Origin of the sequence: Actinacidiphila bryophytorum (assembly GCF_016916835.1) — a bacterium.
Classification (GTDB): Bacteria; Actinomycetota; Actinomycetes; order Streptomycetales; family Streptomycetaceae; genus Actinacidiphila; species Actinacidiphila bryophytorum.
Window position 1 is genome coordinate 46,443 of sequence record NZ_JAFFIX010000010.1, and the last position, 22,798, is coordinate 69,240.

At 74.0% G+C, this 22,798-nt stretch carries 21 protein-coding genes and 1 riboswitch; of the genes, 7 read left to right on the forward strand and 14 right to left on the reverse strand.

All coding sequences use genetic code 11. From position 1 onward, the window contains the following. Window positions 1-24: 24 nt before the first annotated feature. Window positions 25-1,236 carry a citrate synthase/methylcitrate synthase gene (locus tag JT723_RS16740; RefSeq protein ID WP_205045442.1) on the reverse strand — a complete coding sequence of 404 codons (1,212 nt, stop codon included), beginning with the start codon at window positions 1,234-1,236 and terminating at the stop codon, window positions 25-27. Window positions 1,237-1,346: 110 nt separating this feature from the next. Here JT723_RS16740 and JT723_RS16745 point away from each other — a divergent pair, with 110 nt between their 5' ends. The 3 genes from JT723_RS16745 (at window position 1,347) to JT723_RS16755 (ending at window position 5,594) form a co-directional block, all read left to right on the forward strand. Beyond that, window positions 1,347-2,774 carry a citrate/2-methylcitrate synthase gene (locus JT723_RS16745; RefSeq protein ID WP_205045443.1) on the forward strand — a complete coding sequence of 476 codons (1,428 nt, stop codon included), beginning with the start codon at window positions 1,347-1,349 and terminating at the stop codon, window positions 2,772-2,774. Window positions 2,775-3,407: 633 nt separating this feature from the next. Beyond that, complete coding sequence (gene trxA, locus JT723_RS16750) at window positions 3,408-3,782, forward strand: thioredoxin (protein ID WP_205045444.1); 375 nt, start codon at window positions 3,408-3,410, stop codon at window positions 3,780-3,782. Window positions 3,783-3,896: 114 nt separating this feature from the next. Beyond that, entirely contained in the window at window positions 3,897-5,594 is a 1,698-nt protein-coding gene (locus JT723_RS16755) for a bifunctional 3'-5' exonuclease/DNA polymerase (protein ID WP_205045445.1), read from the forward strand. A 22-nt stretch (window positions 5,595-5,616) separates the two neighbouring features. Here JT723_RS16755 and JT723_RS16760 read toward each other — a convergent pair whose 3' ends face one another. The 11 genes from JT723_RS16760 to JT723_RS16810 all read right to left on the reverse strand — a co-directional run bounded on the left by JT723_RS16760 (window position 5,617) and on the right by JT723_RS16810 (window position 18,035). After that, window positions 5,617-5,835: a hypothetical protein gene (locus JT723_RS16760; protein WP_205045446.1), complete on the reverse strand. Its 219-nt coding sequence runs from the start codon at window positions 5,833-5,835 to the stop codon at window positions 5,617-5,619. Then, window positions 5,832-6,281, reverse strand: coding sequence for a hypothetical protein (locus JT723_RS16765; RefSeq protein ID WP_205045447.1), 450 nt, complete (start codon window positions 6,279-6,281; stop codon window positions 5,832-5,834). The genes JT723_RS16760 and JT723_RS16765 overlap by 4 nt, the downstream gene beginning before the upstream one ends. 58 nt (window positions 6,282-6,339) lie before the next feature. Next, complete coding sequence (locus JT723_RS16770) at window positions 6,340-7,818, reverse strand: sensor histidine kinase (protein ID WP_205045448.1); 1,479 nt, start codon at window positions 7,816-7,818, stop codon at window positions 6,340-6,342. Between the two features lie 43 nt (window positions 7,819-7,861). Beyond that, window positions 7,862-8,596 (reverse strand): response regulator transcription factor, encoded by a 735-nt coding sequence (locus tag JT723_RS16775; RefSeq protein WP_205045449.1) that lies wholly within the window; start codon window positions 8,594-8,596, stop codon window positions 7,862-7,864. Window positions 8,597-8,690: 94 nt separating this feature from the next. Next, complete coding sequence (locus tag JT723_RS16780) at window positions 8,691-10,073, reverse strand: chitinase (protein WP_205045450.1); 1,383 nt, start codon at window positions 10,071-10,073, stop codon at window positions 8,691-8,693. Continuing rightward, window positions 10,073-11,362: a glycoside hydrolase family 16 protein gene (locus JT723_RS16785; protein ID WP_205045451.1), complete on the reverse strand. Its 1,290-nt coding sequence runs from the start codon at window positions 11,360-11,362 to the stop codon at window positions 10,073-10,075. Before JT723_RS16785 ends, JT723_RS16780 begins: the two co-directional genes overlap by 1 nt. Window positions 11,363-11,580: 218 nt before the next feature. Further along, entirely contained in the window at window positions 11,581-12,558 is a 978-nt protein-coding gene (locus JT723_RS16790) for a lysylphosphatidylglycerol synthase transmembrane domain-containing protein (protein WP_251513672.1), read from the reverse strand. A 280-nt stretch (window positions 12,559-12,838) separates the two neighbouring features. Continuing rightward, window positions 12,839-14,758 carry a ricin-type beta-trefoil lectin domain protein gene (locus JT723_RS16795; RefSeq protein WP_205045452.1) on the reverse strand — a complete coding sequence of 640 codons (1,920 nt, stop codon included), beginning with the start codon at window positions 14,756-14,758 and terminating at the stop codon, window positions 12,839-12,841. Between the two features lie 235 nt (window positions 14,759-14,993). After that, window positions 14,994-16,019 (reverse strand): LacI family DNA-binding transcriptional regulator, encoded by a 1,026-nt coding sequence (locus JT723_RS16800; RefSeq protein ID WP_205045453.1) that lies wholly within the window; start codon window positions 16,017-16,019, stop codon window positions 14,994-14,996. A gap of 161 nt (window positions 16,020-16,180) precedes the next feature. Next, on the reverse strand, window positions 16,181-16,921 hold the full coding sequence (locus JT723_RS16805; protein WP_205045454.1) for a class I SAM-dependent methyltransferase: 741 nt from the start codon (window positions 16,919-16,921) through the stop codon (window positions 16,181-16,183). A 115-nt stretch (window positions 16,922-17,036) separates the two neighbouring features. After that, window positions 17,037-18,035, reverse strand: a complete 999-nt coding sequence (locus tag JT723_RS16810; RefSeq protein ID WP_205045455.1) for an enoyl-CoA hydratase/isomerase family protein — start codon at window positions 18,033-18,035, stop codon at window positions 17,037-17,039. Between the two features lie 97 nt (window positions 18,036-18,132). Then, a riboswitch (ZMP/ZTP riboswitch) is annotated at window positions 18,133-18,224 on the forward strand. Window positions 18,225-18,247: 23 nt separating this feature from the next. Here JT723_RS16810 and JT723_RS16815 point away from each other — a divergent pair. Beyond that, window positions 18,248-19,690: a glycine hydroxymethyltransferase gene (locus tag JT723_RS16815; protein WP_205045456.1), complete on the forward strand. Its 1,443-nt coding sequence runs from the start codon at window positions 18,248-18,250 to the stop codon at window positions 19,688-19,690. Between the two features lie 64 nt (window positions 19,691-19,754). Here the strand turns inward: JT723_RS16815 and JT723_RS16820 are convergent, their stop codons facing one another. Continuing rightward, a complete protein-coding gene (locus JT723_RS16820; RefSeq protein WP_372441325.1) occupies window positions 19,755-20,036 on the reverse strand; it encodes a DUF4190 domain-containing protein in 282 nt (93 codons plus the stop codon). Between the two features lie 65 nt (window positions 20,037-20,101). Continuing rightward, window positions 20,102-20,254, reverse strand: coding sequence for a hypothetical protein (locus JT723_RS16825; RefSeq protein ID WP_205045457.1), 153 nt, complete (start codon window positions 20,252-20,254; stop codon window positions 20,102-20,104). A 101-nt stretch (window positions 20,255-20,355) separates the two neighbouring features. Between JT723_RS16825 and JT723_RS16830 the strand changes: the two genes are divergently transcribed. The 3 genes from JT723_RS16830 (at window position 20,356) to JT723_RS16840 (ending at window position 22,692) form a co-directional block, all read left to right on the forward strand. Beyond that, entirely contained in the window at window positions 20,356-20,994 is a 639-nt protein-coding gene (locus tag JT723_RS16830) for a TetR family transcriptional regulator (RefSeq protein ID WP_205045458.1), read from the forward strand. A gap of 331 nt (window positions 20,995-21,325) precedes the next feature. Continuing rightward, on the forward strand, window positions 21,326-22,456 hold the full coding sequence (locus tag JT723_RS16835) for an AraC family transcriptional regulator ligand-binding domain-containing protein (protein WP_205045459.1): 1,131 nt from the start codon (window positions 21,326-21,328) through the stop codon (window positions 22,454-22,456). Further along, the gene (locus JT723_RS16840) at window positions 22,453-22,692 is read left to right on the forward strand and encodes a hypothetical protein (protein WP_205045460.1); all 240 of its coding nucleotides are present in this window, start codon (window positions 22,453-22,455) and stop codon (window positions 22,690-22,692) included. The genes JT723_RS16835 and JT723_RS16840 overlap by 4 nt, the downstream gene beginning before the upstream one ends. Window positions 22,693-22,798: the final 106 nt, after the last annotated feature.

Here is a 22,798-nt window from a genome sequence, read left to right on the forward strand (position 1 = left end):
CGGGTGTCCGGCACCCGGCACATATTACCGACCGGTCGGTATGGTGACCAGTCGCGGCGGCGGCCCCACATAGCGGGCCGACGGCCGGATGATCTTGCTGTCGGCCGCCTGCTCCAGGATGTTGGCGCTCCAGCCGACGACCCGGGCCGCGGCGAAGGTCGGCGTGAACATCTCCCGCGGCAGCCCGCACAGCTCCATCACGACGCCCGCGTAGAACTCGACGTTGATGTGCAGGTCGCGGCCCGGCTTCAGCTCGGCCAGCAGCGCCTCCGCGCGCTCCTCGACCTGAACGGCGAAGTCGACCAGGTCGCCGCCGATGCCCCGGGCGATGCCCTTGAGCAGCCGCGACCGCGGGTCCTCCGTGCGGTAGACGGGGTGGCCGAAGCCCATGATCCGCTCGCCCGCAGTAATGTGCTCGCGCAGCCAGCCGTCGATGCGGTCCGGGGTGCCGATCGCGTCCAGCGTGTCGAGCGCGCGGCTCGGCGCCCCGCCGTGCAGCGGGCCCGACAGCGCGCCGACCGCACCGACCAGGCACGCAGCCAGGTCCGCGCCGGTCGAGGCGATGACCCGGGCGGTGAAGGTGGAGGCGTTGAAGCCGTGGTCGACGGTCGAGATCAGGTACTGCTCGACGGCCCGCGCCCTGGCCGGGTCCGGCTCCTGTCCGCTCAGCATGTACAGGTAGTTCGCGGCATAGGGCAGGTCGTCGCGCGGCTCGACCGGCTCCAGGCCGCGGCCGAGCCGGCGCAGCGCGGTGAGCAGTGTCGGTACGACCGCGCAGGCGGCCAGCGCGTCGGCCGCCCGCTGCTCGGGGCCGAGGTCGTACAGCGGCCGGAACCCGGCGGCGGCGCCGGTCAGCGACAGCGCCGTGCGCAGCCCGGCCAGCGGCCCCGACCCGGCCGTGGCACGGGCCAGCGCGGGCAGCGCCTCGCGTACACCGGCCGGCAGGTGGCGCAGCGGCGCGATCTGCCGGGCGAAGCGGTCGCGCTGCTGCGCGGTCGGCAGAGCGCCGTTCACCATCAGGTGCCAGACGTCCTCGAAGCTGCGGGTCCCGGCCAGCTCGACGGCGTCGAACTCCCGGTAGTGGTAGAAGCCCTCGGTTCCGCGGACGTCGCCGATCACGGTGTCGGTGACGATCACGCCCTTGAGGCCGCGCGGGACCTCGACCTGGGCCGGCTGCGGCGGGGCCGCCTGGGATGCGGCGGACTGCGGGGCGGCGGACGGGTGGGTGGTGGGCATCGGTTTCCTCCTCGGCTCTTCACTTGACTGTCTATGATTGATTATCATGGTGTCAATGTTGACTGATCAATGTCAGCGCGGGTTGACGGGAGGTGGATACGGTGACGCCCATGACGGACGGGGCAGCGGGCGGCGGCGACGCCCGCATCAGCACGCGGGAGGCCGCGGCGCGGCTCGGCGTCAAGCCGGAGACGCTCTACGCCTACGTCAGCCGCGGGCTGCTCGGCAGCCGGCGGGCCGCCGGCGGGCGCGGCAGCACCTTCGACCCGGGCGAGGTCGCCGCGCTGGCCGCCAGGGGGCGGGCCGCGACCTCGACCGGGTCGGGCGCCGCGCAGCCGTCCGAGCCCGGCTCGGGCTCCGCCTCCTGCGCGGACGGGTGGGGCCGCATCCGCACCGGCATCACCCGCATCGACACGGCGACCGGCAGCTACGCCTTCCGCGGGGTGGACGCGGTCGCCCTCGCGGAGGCGTACGCCTACGAGGAGGTCGCCGACTGGCTGTGGACCGGCGAACTGCGGCCCGGCGTCCGCTTCACCGCTCCCCCGCTGCCGCTGGCCGCCGCCCGCGCCGCAGCCGCCGCCCTGCCCGCGGGCAGCAGTCCCGTGGACCGGATGCGGGTCGCCGTGGTCGCGGCGGGCGCGGCCGACCCGCTGCGCTTCGACCTCACGCGGGAGGCCGTGCTCGGGTGCACGCGGGGGCTGATCCCCACGCTCGTCGACGCACTGCCCCTGGCCGGCGGCGCCGACCGGGGCGATGCCGCGCCCGACGCGCCGGCCGCGGGCGGCGCCGGTCGCGGTGACAGGCGTGACACCGGGCGGATCGCCCGGCAGCCCGACGCGCCGGCCGCGGGCGGCGCCGGCGGGTCCGGGTCCGTCGCCCGGCGGCTGTGGTCGCGGCTGACGCCGCGCGAGGCCGACCCGGCGTCACTGCGGGTGCTCGACACCGCGCTCGCGCTGCTCATCGACCACGACCTCGCCACCTCGACACTGGCCGTCCGGGTCGCCGCCTCGGGCCGCGCACACCCGTACGCGGCCGTCTCGGCCGGGCTCGGGGCGCTGGACGGGCCGCTGCACGGGCAGGCCAGCGCGCTGGCCCACCGCATGCTCCGCGACGTCCTCGACCAGGGCGGTGCGGGGCCGGTGGTCGCCGCCCACCTGCGGGCCGGGCGTCGCGTGCCCGGGCTCGGGCACCGCCTCTACCGCGGCGAGGACCCGCGGGCGCGGCTGCTGCTCGCCCGGCTCGCCGACGTGCCCGCCGCGGCCGACGCGCTGGCCGCGGCGCAGGACACCGTCGCCACGGCGGCGCGGCACACCCCGCTGCACGCGAACGTGGACCTGGCGCTCGCCGTTCTCTCCGTCGCGTCCGGGATGCCCGCGGAGGCCGGCGAAGCGGTTTTCGCCGTGGGGCGCACCGCGGGGTGGGTTGCGCACGCGCTGGAGGAGTACGCAGAGCCGGCGCTGCGCATGCGCCCGTCCAGCACATACGCGGGACCACCGGCCCCGCAGCCCCTTCCCCGCCCGGGCACGTCCCCGGGGTGACCGGCCCTTTGCGGTGCGCTGTGGCCGGGCGCGCAGTTCCGCCCCCAGAGCTTCGCCTGGGGGTGCCCCCAGCGCCTCCTGAGGTGGTTGCCACTTGCTGTGGCGTCGCTTGCTTTCCGCCCGTTCGGGCGGGGCGCGCAGTTCCCCGCGCCCCTGAAAACGCTCCCCCTTGCAGGCAGAGGAACCCCCACCCTGCGGGAAGGGGGCAACCACCATGGGCGCGGGGCACGGCGCGCGCAACCCATCGCCGGGGGAGATCCCGGGGCAGCCGGCGCCTGGCAGGGCGAGGGGTCGCCCGGGGGGAAACCTAGGTGGGGGTGAGGTGGGGGATGTGGGAGACGAGGGCCGACCATTCGGGGTCGGGGTGGCCGGGGACCATGCGCCCGGCGGAACGCCACTGCTCGGCCAGCGCGGCAAAGACCGGCGCATCCGCACGCGCGGGGTGCAGAACCGTTCCACCTCGCCCCGCCTCCTCGGCGGCCTCCGCTTTTCTGACCCTCTGCATCGGTGCCATATGCCGTCAACGATTGGCGGCGCCGCACGCCATGGAGGTGCCGCCCGCACCACTCGGACGAGTGAAGCCCGGCCGGGCGCCGACGGAATTTCCCGGAGCCGCCGCCCGTTGTGGGGGGCATGAGCACTGTGGAGCTGACCAAGGAGAACTTCGACGAGGTCGTGTCCTCCAACGACTTCGTCCTCATCGACTTCTGGGCCGCCTGGTGCGGCCCGTGCCGGTCCTTCGCACCGGTGTACGACAAGTCGTCGGACAAGCACCAGGACCTGGTCTTCGCGAAGGTCGACACGGAGGCCCAGCCCGAGCTGGCGGCGGCCTTCCAGATCCAGTCGATCCCGACGCTGATGATCGTCAGGGACAAGGTGGCGATCTTCGCCCAGCCGGGCGCGCTGCCCGAGCCGGCGCTGGAGGACGTCATCGCGCAGGCCCGCGCCCTCGACATGGCCGAGGTCCACAAGTCCGTGAAGGAAGCCCAGGAGCAGCAGCAGGGCTGACCCCTTCTGCCGCGAGCCCGGCCGGCGCAGTGCGCCGCCGGGCTCTTCGGCGTGCGCCGATGTCGTAAACCGTCGGCGTGCACCGTTGTCAGTGGTCGGACCTACGCTCGTGGGGTGGGTGGAGCCGTTGACGCGAGTGCCGGGCGGGTCGCCGTCGTGGCCGATCCGGTCGGCGGCGGCGGGCGGCTGTGCGGGGTCGGGGAGGACGGCGGGACGGTCGGCGCGACCGCGGTGGTGGCGGACCTGGCCCGTGCGGTGCGCGAGGTCGAGGCGGCGGCCGGGCCGCGCTGGGTGTGGGGCGGCACCGAGGAGGTCTATCCGGGGCTGCTGGACCGCGGCGGGGTCCGGGTGGCGCGCTGCCATGACGTGAAGCTGGTCGAGTCGCTGCTGCTCGGCCAGGAGGGCAGGCACGGCAGGCCGCGCTCGCTGGGGGCGGCCTGGGCGCGGCTGCACGGTCTGCAGGAGCCGCCGGACGCGCCGGAGACGGGGGCGGACGACCAGCCGGTGCTGTTCGCGGCGGACCGGCACCACCTGCCGCCGGGCACCGACGCGCTGACCGCCCTGGTGGAGGTGCACGCCGCCCAGCAGCGGCGTATCGCGGCGAGCGAGGGCCAGGACCGGATGCGGCTGCTGTGTGCGGCGGAGTCCGCGGGCGCGCTGGCGGCGGTCGAGATGGGCAGGGACGGCCTGCCGTGGAGCGCGCGGGCGCATGACGAGGTGCTCACCGCGCTGCTCGGGCCGCGGCCCGCGGGCGGCGCCCGGCCGGCCAGGCTCAACGAGCTGGCGCAGCGCATCCAGGACGCGCTGGGCCGCCCGGTGAACCCCGACTCCCCCGCCCAGCTGCTGCCCGCCTTCGCACGGGTCGGTGTTCCGCTGGCCTCGACCAGGTCGCACGAGCTGCGCAAGGTGGAGCACCCGGCGGCCGAGCTGCTGCTGCGCTACAAGGAGCTGTCGCGTATCCATGCCGCACACGGCTGGGCGTGGCGGGAGGCCTGGGTGCGGGACGGCCGCTTCCGGCCGGAGTATGTGGTGGGCGGTGTGGTGTCGGGGCGCTGGGCGACCAGGGGCGGCGGTGCGCTGCAGATTCCGCGGCCGCTGCGGGCCGCGGTGGTCGCCGACCCGGGCCATCTGCTGGTGGTCGCGGACGCCGGCCAGTTGGAGCCGCGGGTGCTGGCCGCGATGTCGGGCGACCAGGGCCTGGCCCGGGCGGCGGCCGGCGGCGACCTGTACACGGCGGTGGCCAGGGACGCATTCTCCGGCGACCGCCCGCGGGCCAAGATCGCGCTGCTCGCCGCGATGTACGGGCAGACCAGCGGTGAGGCGGGCCAGCTGCTGGCGGTGATGCGGCGGCGCTTCCCGGTGGCGCTGGCCCTGGTGGAGGCCGCGGCACGTACCGGCGAGGCGGGCGGGGTCGTCCGCTCCCAGCTCGGCCGTACGTCTCCGGCCCCGTCGGCCGACCGATTCGTGGACGAGAGCGCCGACCCGGCGGACGGGGCGTCACCGGACCGCACGGCGGCCAGGTCCTGGGGGCGCTTCACCCGGAACTTCGTGGTGCAGGCGAGCGCCGCCGACTGGGCGCTGGCGATGCTGGCGGCGCTGCGCCGGGAGCTGGCGGCGATCGGCCCGGCGCCGCGGCTGGTGTTCTTCCAGCACGACGAGGTGGTCGTGCACACCCCTGCGGACCTCGCGCCCGCCGTCGAGACCGCGGTCGCGGCGGCGGCCGACGAGGCCCGCCGGCTCGTGTTCGGTGCGACGCCGGTGCCCTTCCCGCTGGAGACGCACGCGGTGGAGCGCTACGCGGACGCGAAGTAGCCCACCGGGCGCCGGGGTGCGGTCAGTTGTCGGACGCGGCGTCGGTGTCGGCCGCGGAAGCGGCCGCGTCGGCGTCGTCCACCAGCTTCTGCATGTGGGCGAGTTCCGAGGCGGCGGGTGCGGGCGAGGTGCTGCCCGGGGTGCCGGCCGCGGAGCCGTGGCTGCCGCAGCCGGCCAGCAGCAGCGCGGCCAGCGCGCCGGCCGGCAGCAGGGCCAGCGCCCGCGCCCGTGTGCGGCTCATTTCGCTGCGCCCTTCGCGGTCTTCTGGGCGGGCTTGGCGGGGAAGTGCTGGGTGCCGCACCAGGTGCGGACGGCGTCCAGGTCGGTGGAGCGCTTGGTGAGGCTGGGCAGCAGCGACTGGCGGAAGGTCAGCCGGTCCTTGAGGAAGGTGGACACGGCCGTGTCGCCCTTGGCGTCGGCATTGTCGATCCGCTTCTGCAGCCGGGCGATCGAGCCGCGCTCGGTGACCGGCCCGTTGAGCCGTGCCAGTGCGCGGTCGATGTGTGCGTCGACGGCCGGAAGGCGCCGGCACAGCGCGCGGGCGCCGTCCCCTGTCGGCGCCTTGCCCGCGGCCGTGGCGGTGGCCGAGGGCGTGGGGGCGGTGGTGTCGGCGGTGGCGGTACCGGCCGCGGCGAGCAGGGCCGCGGCCGCCGCGGTGACGGCGACCGCGGTACGGGTGGTGCGCATGGGTGACCTCCTCGGTGGCGGCACCTGCCGCGTGGCGGTGCCGTTTCTGGCCGGGAGGCTAGGAGGGGTCTTTGTGGAAACCTTGTGGGGCGGCCGGCGGCGGCTCCGCGGTGAGCCAGTCGCGCTGCCGCGGCAGGGCGGGGCCTTGGGCCATGTGCGGGATGTCCAGCACGAACCATGCGCCGGCCGCGCCGTCGGGGCGGCCGGTGACGGTGACGGTGCCGCTGTGCAGGGCGGCCTGCTGGCCGACCAGGGCCAGGCCGAGGCCCGATCCCGGGCTGCCGGGGCGGCGGCGGAAGCGGGTGAAGACGGTGTGCCTGGCCTCGGGCGGCACCCCGGGTCCGTGGTCGCCGACGGTGAGGCGTACGGCGGCGCCGTCGGGGGTGGGACGCAGGGCCGCCTCGACGGGGCCTGAGCCGTGCACGACGGCGTTGGTCAGCAGGTTGTCGACGGCCGAGCGCAGGCCCTGCGGCCAGCCGCGGACCACGCAGGGTCCCGACGTGTCGACCGCGACCCGGGCGGCGGGGTGGTCGCGGCGCAGGTCGCGTACCGCGGAGTCGAGCAGTTCGGCGAGGTCGACGGGCGCGAAGGCGTCGGCCTCGACGAGGTCGCCCTGTGCGAGGGTGCGCAGCATGACCAGCAGGCCGAGCAGCCGTTCGTGGCCTGCCCGCAGGTCCGCGACGACCTCGGTGCGCTCTGCCCCTTCGGGTGCCGGGTCGCCGCCGAGCACGTCGAGGTTGATCCGCATGCTCATCAGCGGGGTGCGCAGTTCGTGCGAGGCGGCGGCGGAGAAGGAGCGCGCGGTGGCCAGCGCCTCGGCCGTACGGGCGGCCTGCTCGTCGTAGCGGGCCAGTACGGTCTGCAGGGTGCCGGCCAGGTCGTCGACCTCGGGCACTCCGGTGCGGGTGTGGTCGAGCCGGGCGGCGCTGGTGCGCGGGTCGATACCGGCGGCCCTGCGGCGCAGTTCGAGCAGCGGGCGGGCCAGGCGTACGGCGGCCAGCCACGCGACCAGTCCCGCGACGGGTGCGGTCAGCAGCGCCACGGTCAGCACCCGGCGGCGTACCTGGGCGATCTGCCGCTGGCCCGCGGTGTCGGCGGAGAACAGCCACAGGGTGCCGCTCGCGGCGGGGCGGACCGCGGTGAGCGGCACGGCGAGCACCCGCCAGCTCTGCGTGCCCGCCGCCAGGGTGACCGGGCGGGCGGCGGCGCCGGGCGCGGGCAGGGTGGTGCTCGCGGCGGGCTGCGGGCCGCCGGTGACGGTGCCCTGCGGTCCGCTCACCCGGATGCCGACGTCCAGGGCGTCGGCGAACAGCTTGCGCTGCCTGGCCTGTTCGACGCCCGCCGGGCGGTCGTTGGCCATGGCCCGCAGCAGGCTGAGGGCCTCCGGGCGTACGGCCGCGGCGCGGTCGCGCAGGTGGGTGTCGGCTGCGGTGTGCACGTCCCGGCCGACCAGCCGGACCAGGATCCAGCCGGAGCCTGCGACCAGCAGCGGGACGACGACCGCGACGGCCAGCGCGATCCTGGTGGACAGTCTCATGTGCCGCTCCCCCGCCTCGTGCCGTGCCCCGCGGCCTGGGGCTTCATATGCCGCCGCCGTCGGCGGGGCGCAGGACGAAGCCGACACCGCGGACGGTGTGCAGGATGCGGGGGCGCCCGCCGGCCTCCAGTTTGCGCCGCAGGTAGCTGACGAAGGTGTCGACGGCGTCGGTGCGGACCTCGAAGTCGTAGCCCCACACCCGGTCGAGCAGCTGGTCGCGGGTCAGCACGATGCCGGTGTTGCGGGCCAGCGTCTCCAGCAGCTCGAACTCGCGCCGGGTCAGGTCGAGCGGTTCGCCGTCCCGGGTGGCGGTCCTGGCGGCGGGGTCGAGGACCAGGCCGCAGGCGCGCACCTGGCCGTCGGGGCGGGGCGGGCGGCGGCGCAGCAGGGCGTCGAGCCGCAGCACCAGCTCTTCCAGGGCGAAGGGTTTGACCAGGTAGTCGTCGGCGCCGGCCTGGAGTCCTGCGACGCGGTCGGCGACCTCGTCCAGCGCGGAGAGCACCAGCACCGGCAGGTCGCTGCCTCCGGCGCGCAGGGTGCGGCACACCTGGATGCCGTCGATGCCGGGCATGGAGACGTCCAGCACCAGCACGTCGGGGGCGGCCGCTGCCAGCTGCTCCAGCGCGGCGGCGCCGCCGTCCGCCTCGCCGACGGTGAAGCCGCGCAGCCGCAGGGCGCGGCCGAGCGAGCGGCGGATCGCGGCGTCGTCGTCGACGACCAGGACCCGCCCGCGCGGGTCACCGCCGCCGTGCCCTGTGCCGCCCGTGCTGCCCGTCATGTCGTGTGCGCCTCCGCTCCCCGGCCGTTCTCGCATGGTGCATCGCGGGAACCATGCCTACACGGCCGGGGGGCGGAGTGCTCTCACCGGGGTGTCACCCGCCGTACTGCGCGAAGGTGCGGGTGAAGTCCCAGGCCTGCTGCGAGACACCCGAGCAGGTGTCGTCGTTGGGGTAGCCGCCGGGGCAGGGCCGGTCCCGGTTGGCGGACCAGAAGGTCAGCCGGGCCAGGTGGTGGCTCTGCGCGTAGCCCAGGATGGTGCGGAAGTCGGCCACCGTGACGGTCTCGTTGTCGTCGGTGATGCCGTTCATCGAGGAGATGCCGCTGTGCCGGTAGGCCTGGTCGTCGGTGTAGCCGTAGGCGTTCTTCACCGCGTTCTTCAGCCCGTCGGCGGCCCTGGTGGTGAGGGTGCCCATGTTCTGTCCCGCGCCGCCGAAGTCGAACGGCATGATCGTCCAGCTGTCGACGGTCAGCCCGGAGGCGGCGGCCTTGTTGATCAGGCCGGTGTCCGGGCCGCTCTGGCCGGTGCCGATGGTGACGTAGACCGCGATGCCGGGGTTGTTCGCCTTGACGGTCTTGAGCGCGTCGACGGTGCGCTGCTGGACGGTGCCGTTGCTGTACGCGTCGGCCTCGATGTCGATGTCGATGGCGCGCAGCCCGTAGGCGCTGATCACCTTCTGGTAAGCGCCGGCCAGCGCGCCGGCGCTGGTGCAGGACTGCTCCAGCTTGTTGCCGCTGTAGCCGCCGAAGGACGGGATGACGTCGCCCCCTGCGGCCCTGACCTTGTTGATGGTGGCCTGGTCGACGCCGCCGGTGAGCGGCCGGCCGCCGTCCCACTGCGGGTTGCAGGTGCCGTTGCTGAGCACGAAGGCGAGAGTGAACCACTTCACGCCGGTGGCGTTCATGATCGTGGTCGGGTCGGGCGGGTTGCCCCAGCCGTTGTAGAGGTAGGGGGCCACGGCCTGCACGCCGCCGGCCGGCGGCGGGTCGGTCGGGGGTGTGCCGCTCCCGGTGGGCAGCGTCCAGATCTGGTTGGCCGAGCCCGCGCAGTCCCAGATCTGCAGCCGGGTGCCGTTGGCGGAGCTGGGGCCTGTCGCGTCCAGGCAGCGTCCCGAGCCGGCGTTGACCAGCTGGCCGCCGCTCGCGGTCCACTTCTGGGCGGCGGTGCCGTTGCAGTCGTACAGCTGGACCTTGGTGCCGTTGGCGGTGCCCGCGGCGGTGACGTCCATGCACTTGCCGAGCGCCCGCAGCGTCCCGTCGGAGCTGACGGTCCACACCTGTGCGGTGGTGCCGTTGCAGTCGTAGAGCTGCACGGCGGTGCCGTTGGCGCTGCTGGCGGCGGCGACGTCGACGCATTTGCCGCCGTATCCGGTGATCGCGCCCGAGGGGTCGGCGCCTGCGGCCTGGGTGGCGCCGAAGGTGCCCAGGGTGCCGGCCGCGAGGGCGCCGGCGAGCAGGACCGCGTGTTGCCTTCTCATCAGCTGTTCACCGTCCACTTCTGGTTGGCCGTGCCCGCGCAGGTCCAGATCTGCAGCCGGGTGCCGTTGGCCGAGCTGTTGCCGGTGGCGTCCAGGCACTTGTTCGCGGCGGGGTTGACGATGTCGTGGGCGGCGCTGACGGCCCACTGCTGGGCGGCGGTGCCGTTGCAGTCGTAGAGCTGCACCTTGGTGCCGTCCGCGGTGCCGGCCGCCGCGACGTCCATGCACTTGCCGAGCGCCCTGATCGTGCCGTCGGAGCCGACCGTCCAGGACTGGGCGGCGGTGCCGTTGCAGTCGTAGAGCTGGACGGCGGTGCCGTTGGCCGAGGAGGCGCCCGCGACGTCCACGCACTTGCCGCCGATGCCGGTGATGGTGTGGCCACCGCCCGTGCCACCGCCGGTGCCGCCCGAGCTGTCCGAGGTCGTCACGTGGACGTAGTCGACCACCAGCTGCTGCGGGAAGGAGGTGCTGCCGTCGGGGTCGCCGGGCCAGTAGCCGCCGACCGCGAGGTTCATGATCAGGTAGAAGGGGTGGTCGTACACCCAGCGGTTGCCGCCGAGGTCGGCGGGCGTGCGGGTCTCGTAGACGTTGCCGTCCACCGACCACTTGATGGAGTTGGGCGCCCAGTCGACGGCGAAGGTGTGGAAGGCGTCGGAGAAGCTCTGCCCGTTCGGCAGGGTGTATCCGGCGCCGATGCCGTTGGCGCCGGAGTAGCCGGGGCCGTGGATGGTGCCGTGGACGCTGCCGGGCTCGAAGCCGACGTTCTCCATGATGTCGATCTCGCCGTCGGTCGGCCAGTTGCCGCCGCCGAGCATCCAGAACGCGGGCCACATGCCCTGGCCGCGCGGGAGCTTCATCCGGGTCTCGAAGTGGCCGTAGGCCTGGCTGAACTTCTGCGGGGTGGACAGCCGGGCCGAGGTGTACTGGCAGGTGCCGTACCAGCACTGGTAGTTGGCCGGGTTCTCCTTGCGGGCGGTGATGACCAGGTTGCCCTGTCCGTCGAGCGCGGCGTTGTGGGTGCCGCTGGTGTAGTACTCGCGCTCGTGGTTGTTGACGTTGTCGCCGGTCTCGTAGCCCCATTTGGAGCTGTCGACCGCGCTGCCCGCCGGGCCGTTGAAGTCGTCGGTGAAGGTGGCGGTCGCGGCGGCCGGGGCCACCGCTGGCGCGGCGCCGGCGCGGGCGGGCGAGGCGGTCTGCTGGAGCAGTGCGGCCAGCAGCAGGGCGCCCGCGGCCAGCAGCGGGAGGGTGCGTATCCGTCTGATCCGTCGGGTGGGGGGTGATGCCGACATGCCGGGCTCCTCTGTGGGGGGCGGCGGAAACACGGGACCGGAGCACACAGGAAGGTCATGCTCCTGACATTCGGTGAGCCGTACGGCACCCCCGGTCAATCACCGCTCCCGGGGGCCACTTCGCTCACGTCTTAGTTCAGGACGTGATTTAAATGGCGGGGCGAAGTGCCGTCAATACTTCCGACAAAGGTCTGTACCAAGAACTTCGCCCGAGCCGCTCACAGCTCCCTGCGCCGCACCAGCACCGCCAGTACCAGGACGCCGGGAACGAGCGGCAGCCAGGCCGTCACCAGCCGGTAGCCCAGCACCGCCGACGTGGCCGCCACCGCGGAGGCGCCCGCGGTCATCAGGGCCAGGCCCAGCGCCGCGTCGAGCGAGCCGAGGCCGGCCGGCGTGGGAAGCCAGCCCGCAGCCGTGCTCGCGAACAGGTACGCCACCACCACCCCGCTCACCGGCACCGGCGCGTGCACCGCGCGCATCACCGCGACCACCACGGCCGCGTGCATGGCGGGGAAGGCCAGCGAGCCGCCCCACAGCGCCGCCACCCGGGCGCGGTTGCCGTGCAGCACCCGCACGTCGCGGACGACGGAGCCGAGGAAGTCCCGCAGCCTCTCGCGCAGCCGGCGGGCGCACCGGGTCAGCACGACGCCGCCCGCCACCACGGCCGCGACCACACCGGCGATCACCAGCGGATGGTCGGGGACCCCGGGTCCGCCGCCGGTGACCCGGTGCAGGTGCAGGGCGCCGGGGAAGAGCGCGAGCACCGCGAGCAGCAGTGCGACCCGGCCGATGACCGCGGCGCAGGCGCGTACCGCGAGGGCGGCGACCGAACGGGTCGGACTCAGCCCCCTGCGCACCAGGAAGCGCAGGTTGACGGCATTGCCGCCGACCCCGGCGGGCAGGATGTGGTTGGCCGCGGAGGCGGCGAACTGGGCGGCCAGCAGCAGCCCGGGCGGCAGCCGCTCCACGACCGCGCCCTGCTGGGCGGTGGCCGAGCAGACCCAGGTCATGAAAGCGGCGAAGCAGGCCACCACCAGCCACTCGCCGTCGGCGGAGCCCAGCTGTCCGGCGCTGGAGTCGATCATCGCCCACTTGCTGGTCACCACGACCGCGACGGCGGCCACCGGCAGCAGCACCGCCATCGACCGCACGGAAGCGCGCTGCCAGCCGGCACCCTCGTTGCGGGCGATGGACACGGGGACTCCTCGTCGCGTGGGGCACGGCGGGCGGACGCTCCAGCTCCAGCCCAGGTTAGGCGGCGACAGCCGCCGCGTCCCCTTCGCACACGGCCACCTGGGTCAACGTCTGACAAACAGCTGTTGACGTCCCGGTAGGCGGCCGGCCCCGCGGCCCGTGCCCCGGGCGTGCGGGAGCGCCGGTCCCGCGCGGGCTGCGCGGGACCGGCGTCCCCTTTTCTTCCTTCGGCGAGGCCGGCGGCGGTGAGAGGTCCGCACCGGCCGTCACGGGGTCAGCGGATCACGCGGCCGGCGCGTTCCACTGCTGGTTGGCCGCGCCGGTGCAGTCCCATATCTGCAGCCGGGTGCCGTTGGCGGAACTGGGTCCCGTCGCGTCGAGGCATCTGCCCGACTGCGGGTTGACCAGGGTGTTGTCGGCGCCTCTTGTCCACACCTGCGACCCGGTGCCATTGCAGTCGTAGAGCTGGACCTGGGTGCCGTTGGCGGTGCCGGCCGCGGCGACGTCCATGCACTTGCCGAGCGCCTGGAAGGTGCTGCCGCTCGCCGTCCAGGACTGGGCGGCGGTGCCGTTGCAGTCGTAGAGCTGGACGGCGGCGCCGTTGGCCGAGGAGGCGCCCGCGACGTCCACGCACTTGCCGCCGTAGCCGGTGATGGTGCCGGTGTGGCCGCCGGTGTTCCCGCCGCCGGTGCCGGGCGTGCCGGACCAGGTGAAGGTGGCGGAGGCGCCGCCGGGCAGCGAGTAGGAGAAGTTCTCGTTGCCCCAGTTGACCCGCAGCGTCTGGGCCGAGGACGACTCGTTGTAGGCGATGAGCGCCTTGGAGCCGTCGGGGTTGCGCCAGGCGACGTTGCGGACGGTGGAGTTGTCGGTGGAGGCGATCCGGGTGGCGCCGGGCTTCACGAACTTGGTGAGCTGGCCCATCGTGTAGTACTCGATCGTGTAGTCCACCTGCCCGCTGCGGCTGTCACCGTTGTGCACGGTGATCAGTCCCGTGCAGGTGCCGCAGCCGCCGTTGTGCGGGCCCATGTTCTGGTCGACCGCCAGGCTCCACTTGACCCAGCTCTGGCCCCAGTTGCGGGTGTAGTCGATCAGGTTCTCCATGTCCTCCTTCTGCTGGTTGGCGATCCAGGTGCCACCGGAGTGCTCGGTGTCGAAGGCGGGCAGCGTGGGGTACTGGTTGTGGACCGTGGTCTGCTCGCCGACGTTGCCGCCGTAGCCGTGCCAGGCGATGCCGCCGAAGTTGGGGTCGTTGCGCACGGCGGAGTCGGTGACCGTCGGGGCCGCGTAGCTGTCGTAGGTGTCCCAGTTCCAGTCCAGCGCGAGGACCTTGGTGGACAGCCCGGCCGCGTGCAGCGCGGGCAGCAGATCGGTCTTGGTGAAGTACGCGAGGCCCGAGCCGTTCCACTGCGCCGACGGGTAGCCGCTGCAGCAGGTGGGCTCGTTCTGCACCGTGACGTAGTCCACCGGGACGCCCTGCGCCTGGTAGGCCTGCAGGTACTTGACGAAGTACTGCGCGTAGGCGGCGTAGTACTGCGACTCCAGCCAGCCCTGGCTGTAGGCGTCGTTGTCCTTCATCCACGGCGGCGGGGTCCACGGGGTGCCCATGACCTTGACGTCCGGGTTGAGCTGCCGGGCCTGCTTGGTCAGCGGGACGACGTCGGCCAGGTCGTGGGCGATGGAGAAGTGCGCCAGGCCCGGGTCGGTCTGGCCCGCGGGCATGTCGTCGTAGGTGTAGTTGCCGCGCGCGAGGTCCGAGGCCCCCATGGGGTTGCGCAGGAAGCCCAGGCCGATGCCGTTCACCGGGTCGAAGAGCTTCTGCATGACGGTGTTGCGGGTGGACGCCGACAGGGCGCCGCTGCTGTTCATCAGCCAGGCGGCGGTGTCGGTGAAGGACGCGCCGCCGCCGGTGAACTTCTGGTAGGTGGTGCCCTCGTCGACCGTCACGTTCTGGCCTGAGCCGCCGGTGCCGGAGGCGAAGGACAGCGGGGCCTGCTGCTCCAGGCCCTTGACGACGTTGCGGCCGCCTGAGTCGTTGGTGGTGGTGAGGTAGACCTGCACGCTCTCGCCCGCCGCGTGTGCGGTCACGGGTACGGCGAGCATCGGGGTGATCGCCGCGGCTGCGGCGGTGAGCGTCCCGACGACGACGCGCCGCAGTCGGGATCTGGAGGATCTGCCCGTGTGGGGCCGGGTTGCTGCGCTCATGGGTCGTTGCCTTTCTCGGCACGATGGCATGGGCCTGACATGGACGAGCGTGCAGTGAGGGGGTCCGCACGCTTGTTTCACACCTTGTTTCACGACTTATATCGCGACGTGATTTAACTCGCGCGCATCACGGCCGTCAAGGGATCGCACGCTGGGCGCGCGCGTGAAACACCATGTAACGAACGGCGGTTGACCGCTTCAGCCGACACCGCAGCGCCCGGCGCGGGCGCCGGGCTCAGCCCGCGCAGGGCGCGGTGCTGCCACGCGGCACGAGGGCGGGAGAGGGGAGCAGGATGTCGGGGACCGGGGTGCCCTCGATCAGCGAGAGCAGCGCGGTGGCCGCCCGCTCGCCGTACTCCATGACCTGCCGGCTGACCGCGGTCAGCGCGGGGTGCACCAGCCGGCACAGCTCGCTGTCGTCCCAGGCGACCAGGGACAGTTGGCCGGGTACCGACACACCCATCTCCTGGGTGACGCTCAGCGCGGCCACCGCCATCACGTCGTTGTCGTAGACGATCGCGGTGGGCCGCAGCGACCCGGACAGCAGCCGCCGGGTGGCCCGCGCGCCCTCCTCGCCCGAGTAGTCGGTGTACACGCACGGCACACCGTCCAGGCCCAGTTCCGCGGTGGCCGCGTCGAAGGCCTCGCCGCGCTCCCTGGTGTGCACGAAGTGCGCGGGTCCCGCGACCCGGGCGATCCTGCGGTGCCCCATCGCGGCCAGGTACGCCAGCGTCTCGCGCACCGCGGCGGCGTCGTTGATCCACACCGACGGAACCCCCGAGGTGACCGCCGCGTGCCCGATCACGACCGCGGGCAGCCCCAGCTCGGTGACCAGGCCCAGCCGGTGGTCCTGCTCGCGCAGGTCGACCAGCAGCACACCGTCCACCCGGCGCTCGCCCCACCACCTGCGGTAGGCGACCTCCTCGGCCCTGGCGTCGTCGGTGACCTGGAGCAGCAACGCGGTGCCGGTCGGCGCGAGGCCCGCCTCGACGCCGGAGATCAGCTGCATGAAGAACGGCTCGATGCCCAGCACCCAGGCCGGCCGGTCCACGACCAGGCCGATCGCGCCGCTGCGCCCGTCGGACAGCGCGCGGGCGGCGCTGCTGGGGTGCCAGCCCATCCGGGCGGCGATCTCCAGGATCCTGGCCCTGGTCTGCTCCGAGACCCCCGCCTTGCCGTTGAGCGCGTAGGACACGGCACCCTTGGACACCCCGGCGGCCTCGGCGATGTCGGCAATGGTGGGACGCTTCTTGGGGCTCATGTCGTCCTCGATACGGCAGGGCGGCCCGCGGGCCGTGAACGGTTTCGGTCGCGTGGGGGGCGTGATCGGCCCGCACACCTTAACAACGCGGAACCCGCCCCGGAACGGCCCCGCACGCTCGCGGACCGCCCCGCGGGCTCAACCGGTTGAGCCGCCGGTGATCACGCGCGGGTCGCCGAGATCTCCAGCCGTACGTAGTCCGCGACGGGCTCGGCGAGCCGGCCGGCGACCGCGGACACGAAGGGCTCGCGGTCGGCGTCCGGCATCGCGTCCAGATGGGCGCCCAGGATCACCGTGGCGAGAAACGCCTCGAACTGCTCGCCCGGCTCGAACCTGGCCGGGTCAGGCCGCAGCGCCACCTCGACGTCGGTGAAGCCGGCCGCGGCCAGCCGCTGCCTGGTGTCCTGCTCACCGGCGAAGTCCCACATGTCGGGGGCGCCGCCGAGCACGTCGGCGACGGCCGCGTTGACCGCCGCGATGTTGCCCCGGCCGCCGCACTCGGTCACCAGGCGGGCGCCGGGGCGCATCCGGGCGGCCAGCGCGGAGAAGAGGGCCGCGTGGTCCTCGATCCAGTGGAAGGCGGCGACGCTGAAGACCGCGTCGACCTCGCCGTCGAAGGGCAGCGGCCGGGTCAGGTCGGCGTGCACCACCTCGACCCGGTCGAGCCGGCCGGCCAGCCGCTCGCGCAGCTGGTCCAGCATCCGGACCGAGCCGTCCACCGCGACCACCCGGCCGTCGGGCAGCAGGTCCAGCAGGCTCTCGGTGTCGCGGCCGGTGCCGCAGCCCGCGTCGAGCACCCGCTCGTCACCCCTGAGCGGCAGCCGGGACAGCGTGCGCCGCCCCCAGCCGAGGTGCGGCAGCGGCAGCGAGTCGTAGGTCTTCGCGTCCCATTCCCGAGGCATGGCGTGGTGCTCCCGTCGTCGTCGCGCACGGCATCTCCCGCCGCGGTGCGGCGAGTTCACGGCCTACGGTACGTCAGCTGGTCCATATGATGACACCGGCATCTCATATCGTGGATCAGAGCACTGTTGACCAGGTGGGTTTGCGGTCCTTGTCGACCAGGGCGGCACGTACGCCCTCGTGGAAGTCGGCGGTGCGGGCGGTGCGGCAGGCCAGCTCCAACTCGCGGGCCAGGCACTCCTCCAGGGTCGAGCCCGCGCCGGCCCGCAGCAGCTCGCGGGTGACCGCCAGGCTCGCCGGGGAGGCCACGTCCAGCAGGGTGAGCGCGTCGGCGGCCCAGTCCGCGTCCCGCGCCTCGGCGGCCAGCAGGGTCCGCAGCCGCCCGGGGTCGGGCTCCGCGAAGCAGCGCGCGACGGCCGCCGCCATCCCGGCCGGCTGCGGCGGCACCGGTGCGGCGAAGCGCTCGACGACGGCCTCGGGGGCGTCGCCGCCGTCCGTCAGCGCGGCCTCGAGCGCCGGCAGGTCGGCCGCGGGCACGTAGTGCGTGGCGAGCCCGCAGGCCACCGCCGCGGGACCGCCGACCCGGGCGCCGGTCAGCGCCAGATACCAGCCGAAGGCGCCGGGCAGCCGCGGCAGGAAGTAGCTCGCGCCGATGTCGGGGAAGAAGCCGATGCCGGTCTCGGGCATGGCCAGCCACGCCCGTTCCGTCACCACCCGGGCCGAGCCGTGCACCGAGATGCCCAGGCCGCCGCCCATCGCGTAGCCGTCGATCAGGGCGGTGTACGGCTTCTGGTAGCGGGCGATCAGCGCGTTCAGCGCGTACTCGGACGAGAAGTACGTCCGCACCGCGTCGTCGTCGCCGGCCAGGCCCGCCGCCCGCATCGCCAGGATGTCGCCGCCCGCGCAGAAGGCCTTGGGCGAGGCGCTGCGGACCAGGACCGAGCGCACGGCAGGGTCGGCGGACCACCGTGTGAGGGCGTCGGTCATGAGGCGGACCATGGTGAGGTCCAGTGCGTTCAGCGACGCCGGGCGTGACAGGGTGATCACGCCGGTGCCCTTCCGGGTGACCCGGGTCTCCACGGGCTCCCCGGTCCCGGCCCGGTCCTGGTTGCGCATACTGCTCCCTGCTTCGTGTCGCCCTCCGCGGCCCCCCATCCAAACACCCGCCGCCCCGCGGGCGCCCTTCGAGGTGCCCGGGGGAATTGATACCCTCGGGTCGAGCCGTGACTGGCGCGCTGGGATGGGGTCAACCATCGGGGAGCGGCTCTTCGTGACCACACAGTGCCGTGCGCCTGGGCCGTCCCGTTGCCGACGACCGGAGGACCGCCATGGCAGAGCCGTACAGCACGGAGTCGATCGCCTACCGCAGCGCGCTGGAAGTGATCCGCGGGGTCGAACCGCGGGTGGCCGACGCGATCGCCGCAGAGCTGACCGACCAGCGCGAGATGCTCAAGCTGATTGCCAGCGAGAACTACGCCTCCCCCGCGGTGCTGCTGGCGATGGGCAACTGGCTCAGCGACAAGTACGCCGAGGGCACCGTCGGCCGCCGCTTCTACGCCGGCTGCCGCAACGTCGACACCGTCGAGGCGCTGGCCGCGGAGCACGCCCGCAACGTCTTCGGCGCCGCCCACGCTTATGCGCAGCCGCATTCGGGCATCGACGCGAACCTCGTCGCCTTCTGGGCGGTGCTCTCCCAGCGGGTGGAGACGCCGGGGCTGGCCCGGGCGGGTGTGCGGCAGGTCAACGACCTGACCGAGCAGGACTGGGCGCAGCTGCGGGCGGAGTTCGGCAACCAGCGGATGCTGGGCATGTCGCTCGACGCGGGCGGCCACCTCACCCACGGCTTCCGGCCGAACATCTCCGGCAAGATGTTCGACCAGCGCAGCTACGGCACCGACCCGCAGACCGGGCTGCTGGACTACGAGGCGCTGCGGGCGACGGCCCGCGAGTTCCGCCCGCTGATCATCGTGGCGGGCTACTCCGCCTACCCCCGGCTGGTGAACTTCCGCATCATGCGGGAGATCGCCGACGAGGTCGGCGCGACCTTGATGGTCGACATGGCCCACTTCGCGGGCCTGGTCGCGGGCAAGGTGCTGACCGGCGACTTCGACCCGGTGCCGCACGCGAACATCGTCACGACCACCACCCACAAGTCGCTGCGCGGCCCGCGCGGCGGCATGGTGCTGTGCGACGACGCGCTGGCCGAGCACGTCGACCGGGGCTGTCCGATGGTGCTGGGCGGTCCGCTGCCGCACGTGATGGCGGCCAAGGCGGTGGCGCTCGCGGAGGCGGCGAGGCCGGAGTTCGGCAGCTACGCGCAGGCCGTGGTGGACAACGCGCGGGCGCTCGCCGAGGGCCTGCTCACCCGGGGCGCGAAGCTGGTCACCGGCGGCACCGACAACCACCTGGTGCTCATCGACGTGTCGGGCTACGGCCTGACCGGGCGGCAGGCAGAGGCCGCGCTGCTGGACTCGGGCATCGTCACCAACCGCAACTCGGTGCCGCAGGACCCGAACGGCGCCTGGTACACCTCGGGCATCAGGATCGGCACCCCGGCGCTGACCACCCGCGGCCTCGGCGCGGCGGAGATGGACGAGATCGCCGGCCTGATCGACACCGTGCTGTCCGGTACGACAGCCGCGGCGGCGCCCAAGGGCGGGCTGTCGAAGGCGCACCACGTGCTGGACGCGGCGGTCGCCGACCAGGTCGCCAAGCGGGCGTCCGACCTGCTGGCGGGCTTCCCGCTCTACTCGGGCATCGACCTGAGCTGACCGCGGGACACACGTGAGGGGAGGCCCGGCCGTTCGGCCGGGCCTCCCCTCACGTGCTGCCGGATCAGCTGAAGGACCAGAGCACGCCGTGGCCCGCGACGGCCAGCACCGCCTGGATCGCCAGGCCCGCCACGCCGAGGGCGAGCCCGAGCAGGGCGCGGCCGCGGCGGCGGGTGCCGCGGGAGAGTGCGGTCAGGGCCAGCACGATCGCGGCCGGGCCGAGCACCAGGTTGAGGACCAGCAGGCCGGGCAGGCCGAGCAGGAAGGAGGCGACGGCCATGCCGTCGGCGTCGCGGGTGGTCGCGGCCGGTGTTCCCGTCGCGACCGGGTGGGCTGCGGTGTTCACGGTGTCCTCTCGGAAGACGTCGGAGTGAACGGGCGGTTCGTGGTGCGGGGGGATGCGTGCGGCGGTCAGCCGCGGTGGCGGGCGACGGCCTCGCGTACCGCGAAGCCGACCAGCCAGGCCGCGATGGCGGCGGACGCGAGGGTGAAGGCGGTGAGCGAGATGTGGGCGCTCGCGCCCATCACCACGCCGATGCCCAGCAGGAGGACGACGAGACTCATGTCGGCTGCACCTCCGAGGAGTTGGAGTTTGGGATAACACTTGTTCACTGAGTACGAGTCTACAGTGGCGCAACTCGGCGAACAGCTGTTTACTGAATGACATGAGTCACACATCGGGCGGCGTCCGGCAGGCGCAGAAGGAGCAGACCCGGCAGGCACTGCTGGACGCAGGGCTGCGGCTGCTGGACCGGCAGAGCCTGAGCAGCCTGGGGCTGCGCGAGGTCACCCGGGCGGTCGGCGTCGCACCGGCCGCCTTCTACCGGCACTTCCCCGACATGGCGGCGCTCGGCGTGGCCCTGGTGGGCGAGGCGCTGGGCAGCCTGCACGCGGTGATCAGGGACGTGATGTCCGACGGGCTGGACGCGGAGCGGCTGATCGACCGCACGGTGGCGATAACCGCGGCCTACGTGGACGAGCACCGGGCGCACATCCGCTTCATCGCCAGGGAGCGCTACGGCGGGGTGCAGCCGGTGCGCGCGGCCATCGCCGCGGAGTTGGGGCGCTTCACCGACGAGGTGGCGGCAGGCCTCGCACCGCAGCCGGTGTCGCGGGGCTGGAGCCCTGACGACCTGCGGGTGCTGGCGGGGCTGTACGTCGACCACATGGTGCTGACCGCCGCGGCCATGATGGAGGTGCCCGAGGACGATCCGGCGGCACGCGCGGAGGTCATGCGTGCGGCCAGGCTGCGGATGCAGATCATCAGCGTGGGCCGCAGCCACTGGGCGGAGCACCGCGCCTGACGCACCCGAGCCGGCCGGCGCCGCCGCGTGTGCGGTGGCGCTTTCGCCGGCGCGAACGGTGACCCGCTCGCGCCGGCGCCCTCCCCCCGGTGTCGCCGCACCTCCCCTGCGCGGGCGAACCCGGCGCCCGCAGGCACCGTTGCCCCTGATCATGGACCGGGCGGTCCCGCCCGGGGAGGACGGAACGCGCCAGGCGGCGGACAGAACGCGCCAGCCCGGGCGTAGGCTGCGGGAGAGCGCTCCCCCAGGCGCCCGCCGGCACTCCCGGTCCGCCCCCGCCTGCCCGCCTGCCGCTCGCGCCGCGGCCCGCAGACCCACCGAGGTGCCCGCCATGCCGTACCCAGAGCCGCCCGCCGCAGGGCCGCCCCCTGCCGGGCCACCGGTCGCCGGACTGCCGGCCGCAGCGGAGCCGGCCGGGTCCGTGCCGCTGACCGACTGCGTCGTGGTGCCGCGCTTCATCGCCAGGGCCGCCGCGCGCAATGCCGCGGAGGCCGAGGCGATGGTGCGGGCCGCGGGCACACCGCAGGTTCTGGCCGCCCCCGACACCGCACGCTCTCCCGCACTCGGCACCTTCCGGCTGTGGCGCGAGGTGGTGCGGCGGACGGGGAGGAGCGACGCGGGCCTGCTGACCGCCCAGGAGTACCGGCACGGCTTCTTCGACCTGTTCGACTACCTCCTGAGCACCGCGCCCACCCTCGGCGACGGGCTCGCGCTCGCCGCCGCCCATGTGCACCTGGTGAGCAACAGCTCCGGCTTCGCCACCGAGGAGTCGGACGACGAGGTCACCGTCTCCTACCGGCTGCTGCGCCCGGACGAGGAACTGCGCGGCCTGGTCGCCGAGTTCGTCCTCGCCCTGCTGGTGGGGCATCTGCGGCACGACACCGGGAGAGCGCTCTCACCGACCCGGGTGTCCTTCGCCCACCAGGCACCGCGGCGGATTACCGGGTACGCCGACTGCTTCGGCGACGCCGCCGTGGACTTCGGCGCCCCCGCCGACTCGATCACCCTGCACCGCAGGGATCTGGCGCTGCCGATGACCGGTGCGGACCCGGTGCTGGCCTCGATCATCCGACGGTCGGCCGCCGCCTTCCCGCCGCCGCGGCGGCAGGACGCGAGCCCGCTGCCCGGCCTGCACGCCGCGATCCTGGCCCAACTCGCCGACGGCCGCCCGTCACTGGCCGGCACCGCCCGGCGGCTGGCGGTCAGCCCGCGCACCCTGCAGCGGCGGCTCGCCGAGACCGGCACCACCTGGCGTGCGGAACTCGACGCCGTACGGCGCGAGCGCTCCGCGGGACTGCGCCGCGCCGGCACCGGGTCCGCCCGGCAGACCGCCGCCCAGCTCGGATTCGCCGAAGCACGGTCGCTGCGCCGGGCGGTGAACCGGTGGCAGGCTGGTGGCACCGGCCGGGCCGCGGGAGCGGAACCGGCCCCCGAGGCAGGACAGGAGGCGGCGGCGCCATGAGCGACAGCCAGGACGGCGGGCCGGACGGCCGGCGGGACCCGGAGGGCGGGCAGGACACCGGGCACCACGAGTACACCGAGGGCGGCGACCCGGTGTGCTGGCTGGACCGGGTCTGCGACGAGTGCGGGGCGATGCGCGAGGACATGCGGGCCGCCCGCTGCGCGCGCTGCGGCACCCCCTTCCACGGCGCCGGCGCAGACAGCGGCGGCGCCCGACAGGGCGGGGCGCAGGCCTGATCCGGTCGGCGGGGGGCGCGAAAACCGGCCGCACGCCCGCAATTGTCGTCGAATGCGGGCGCAATCGGCGACGGCGCTACTACCCTGAGTCGCCGGGCGGGGTGGA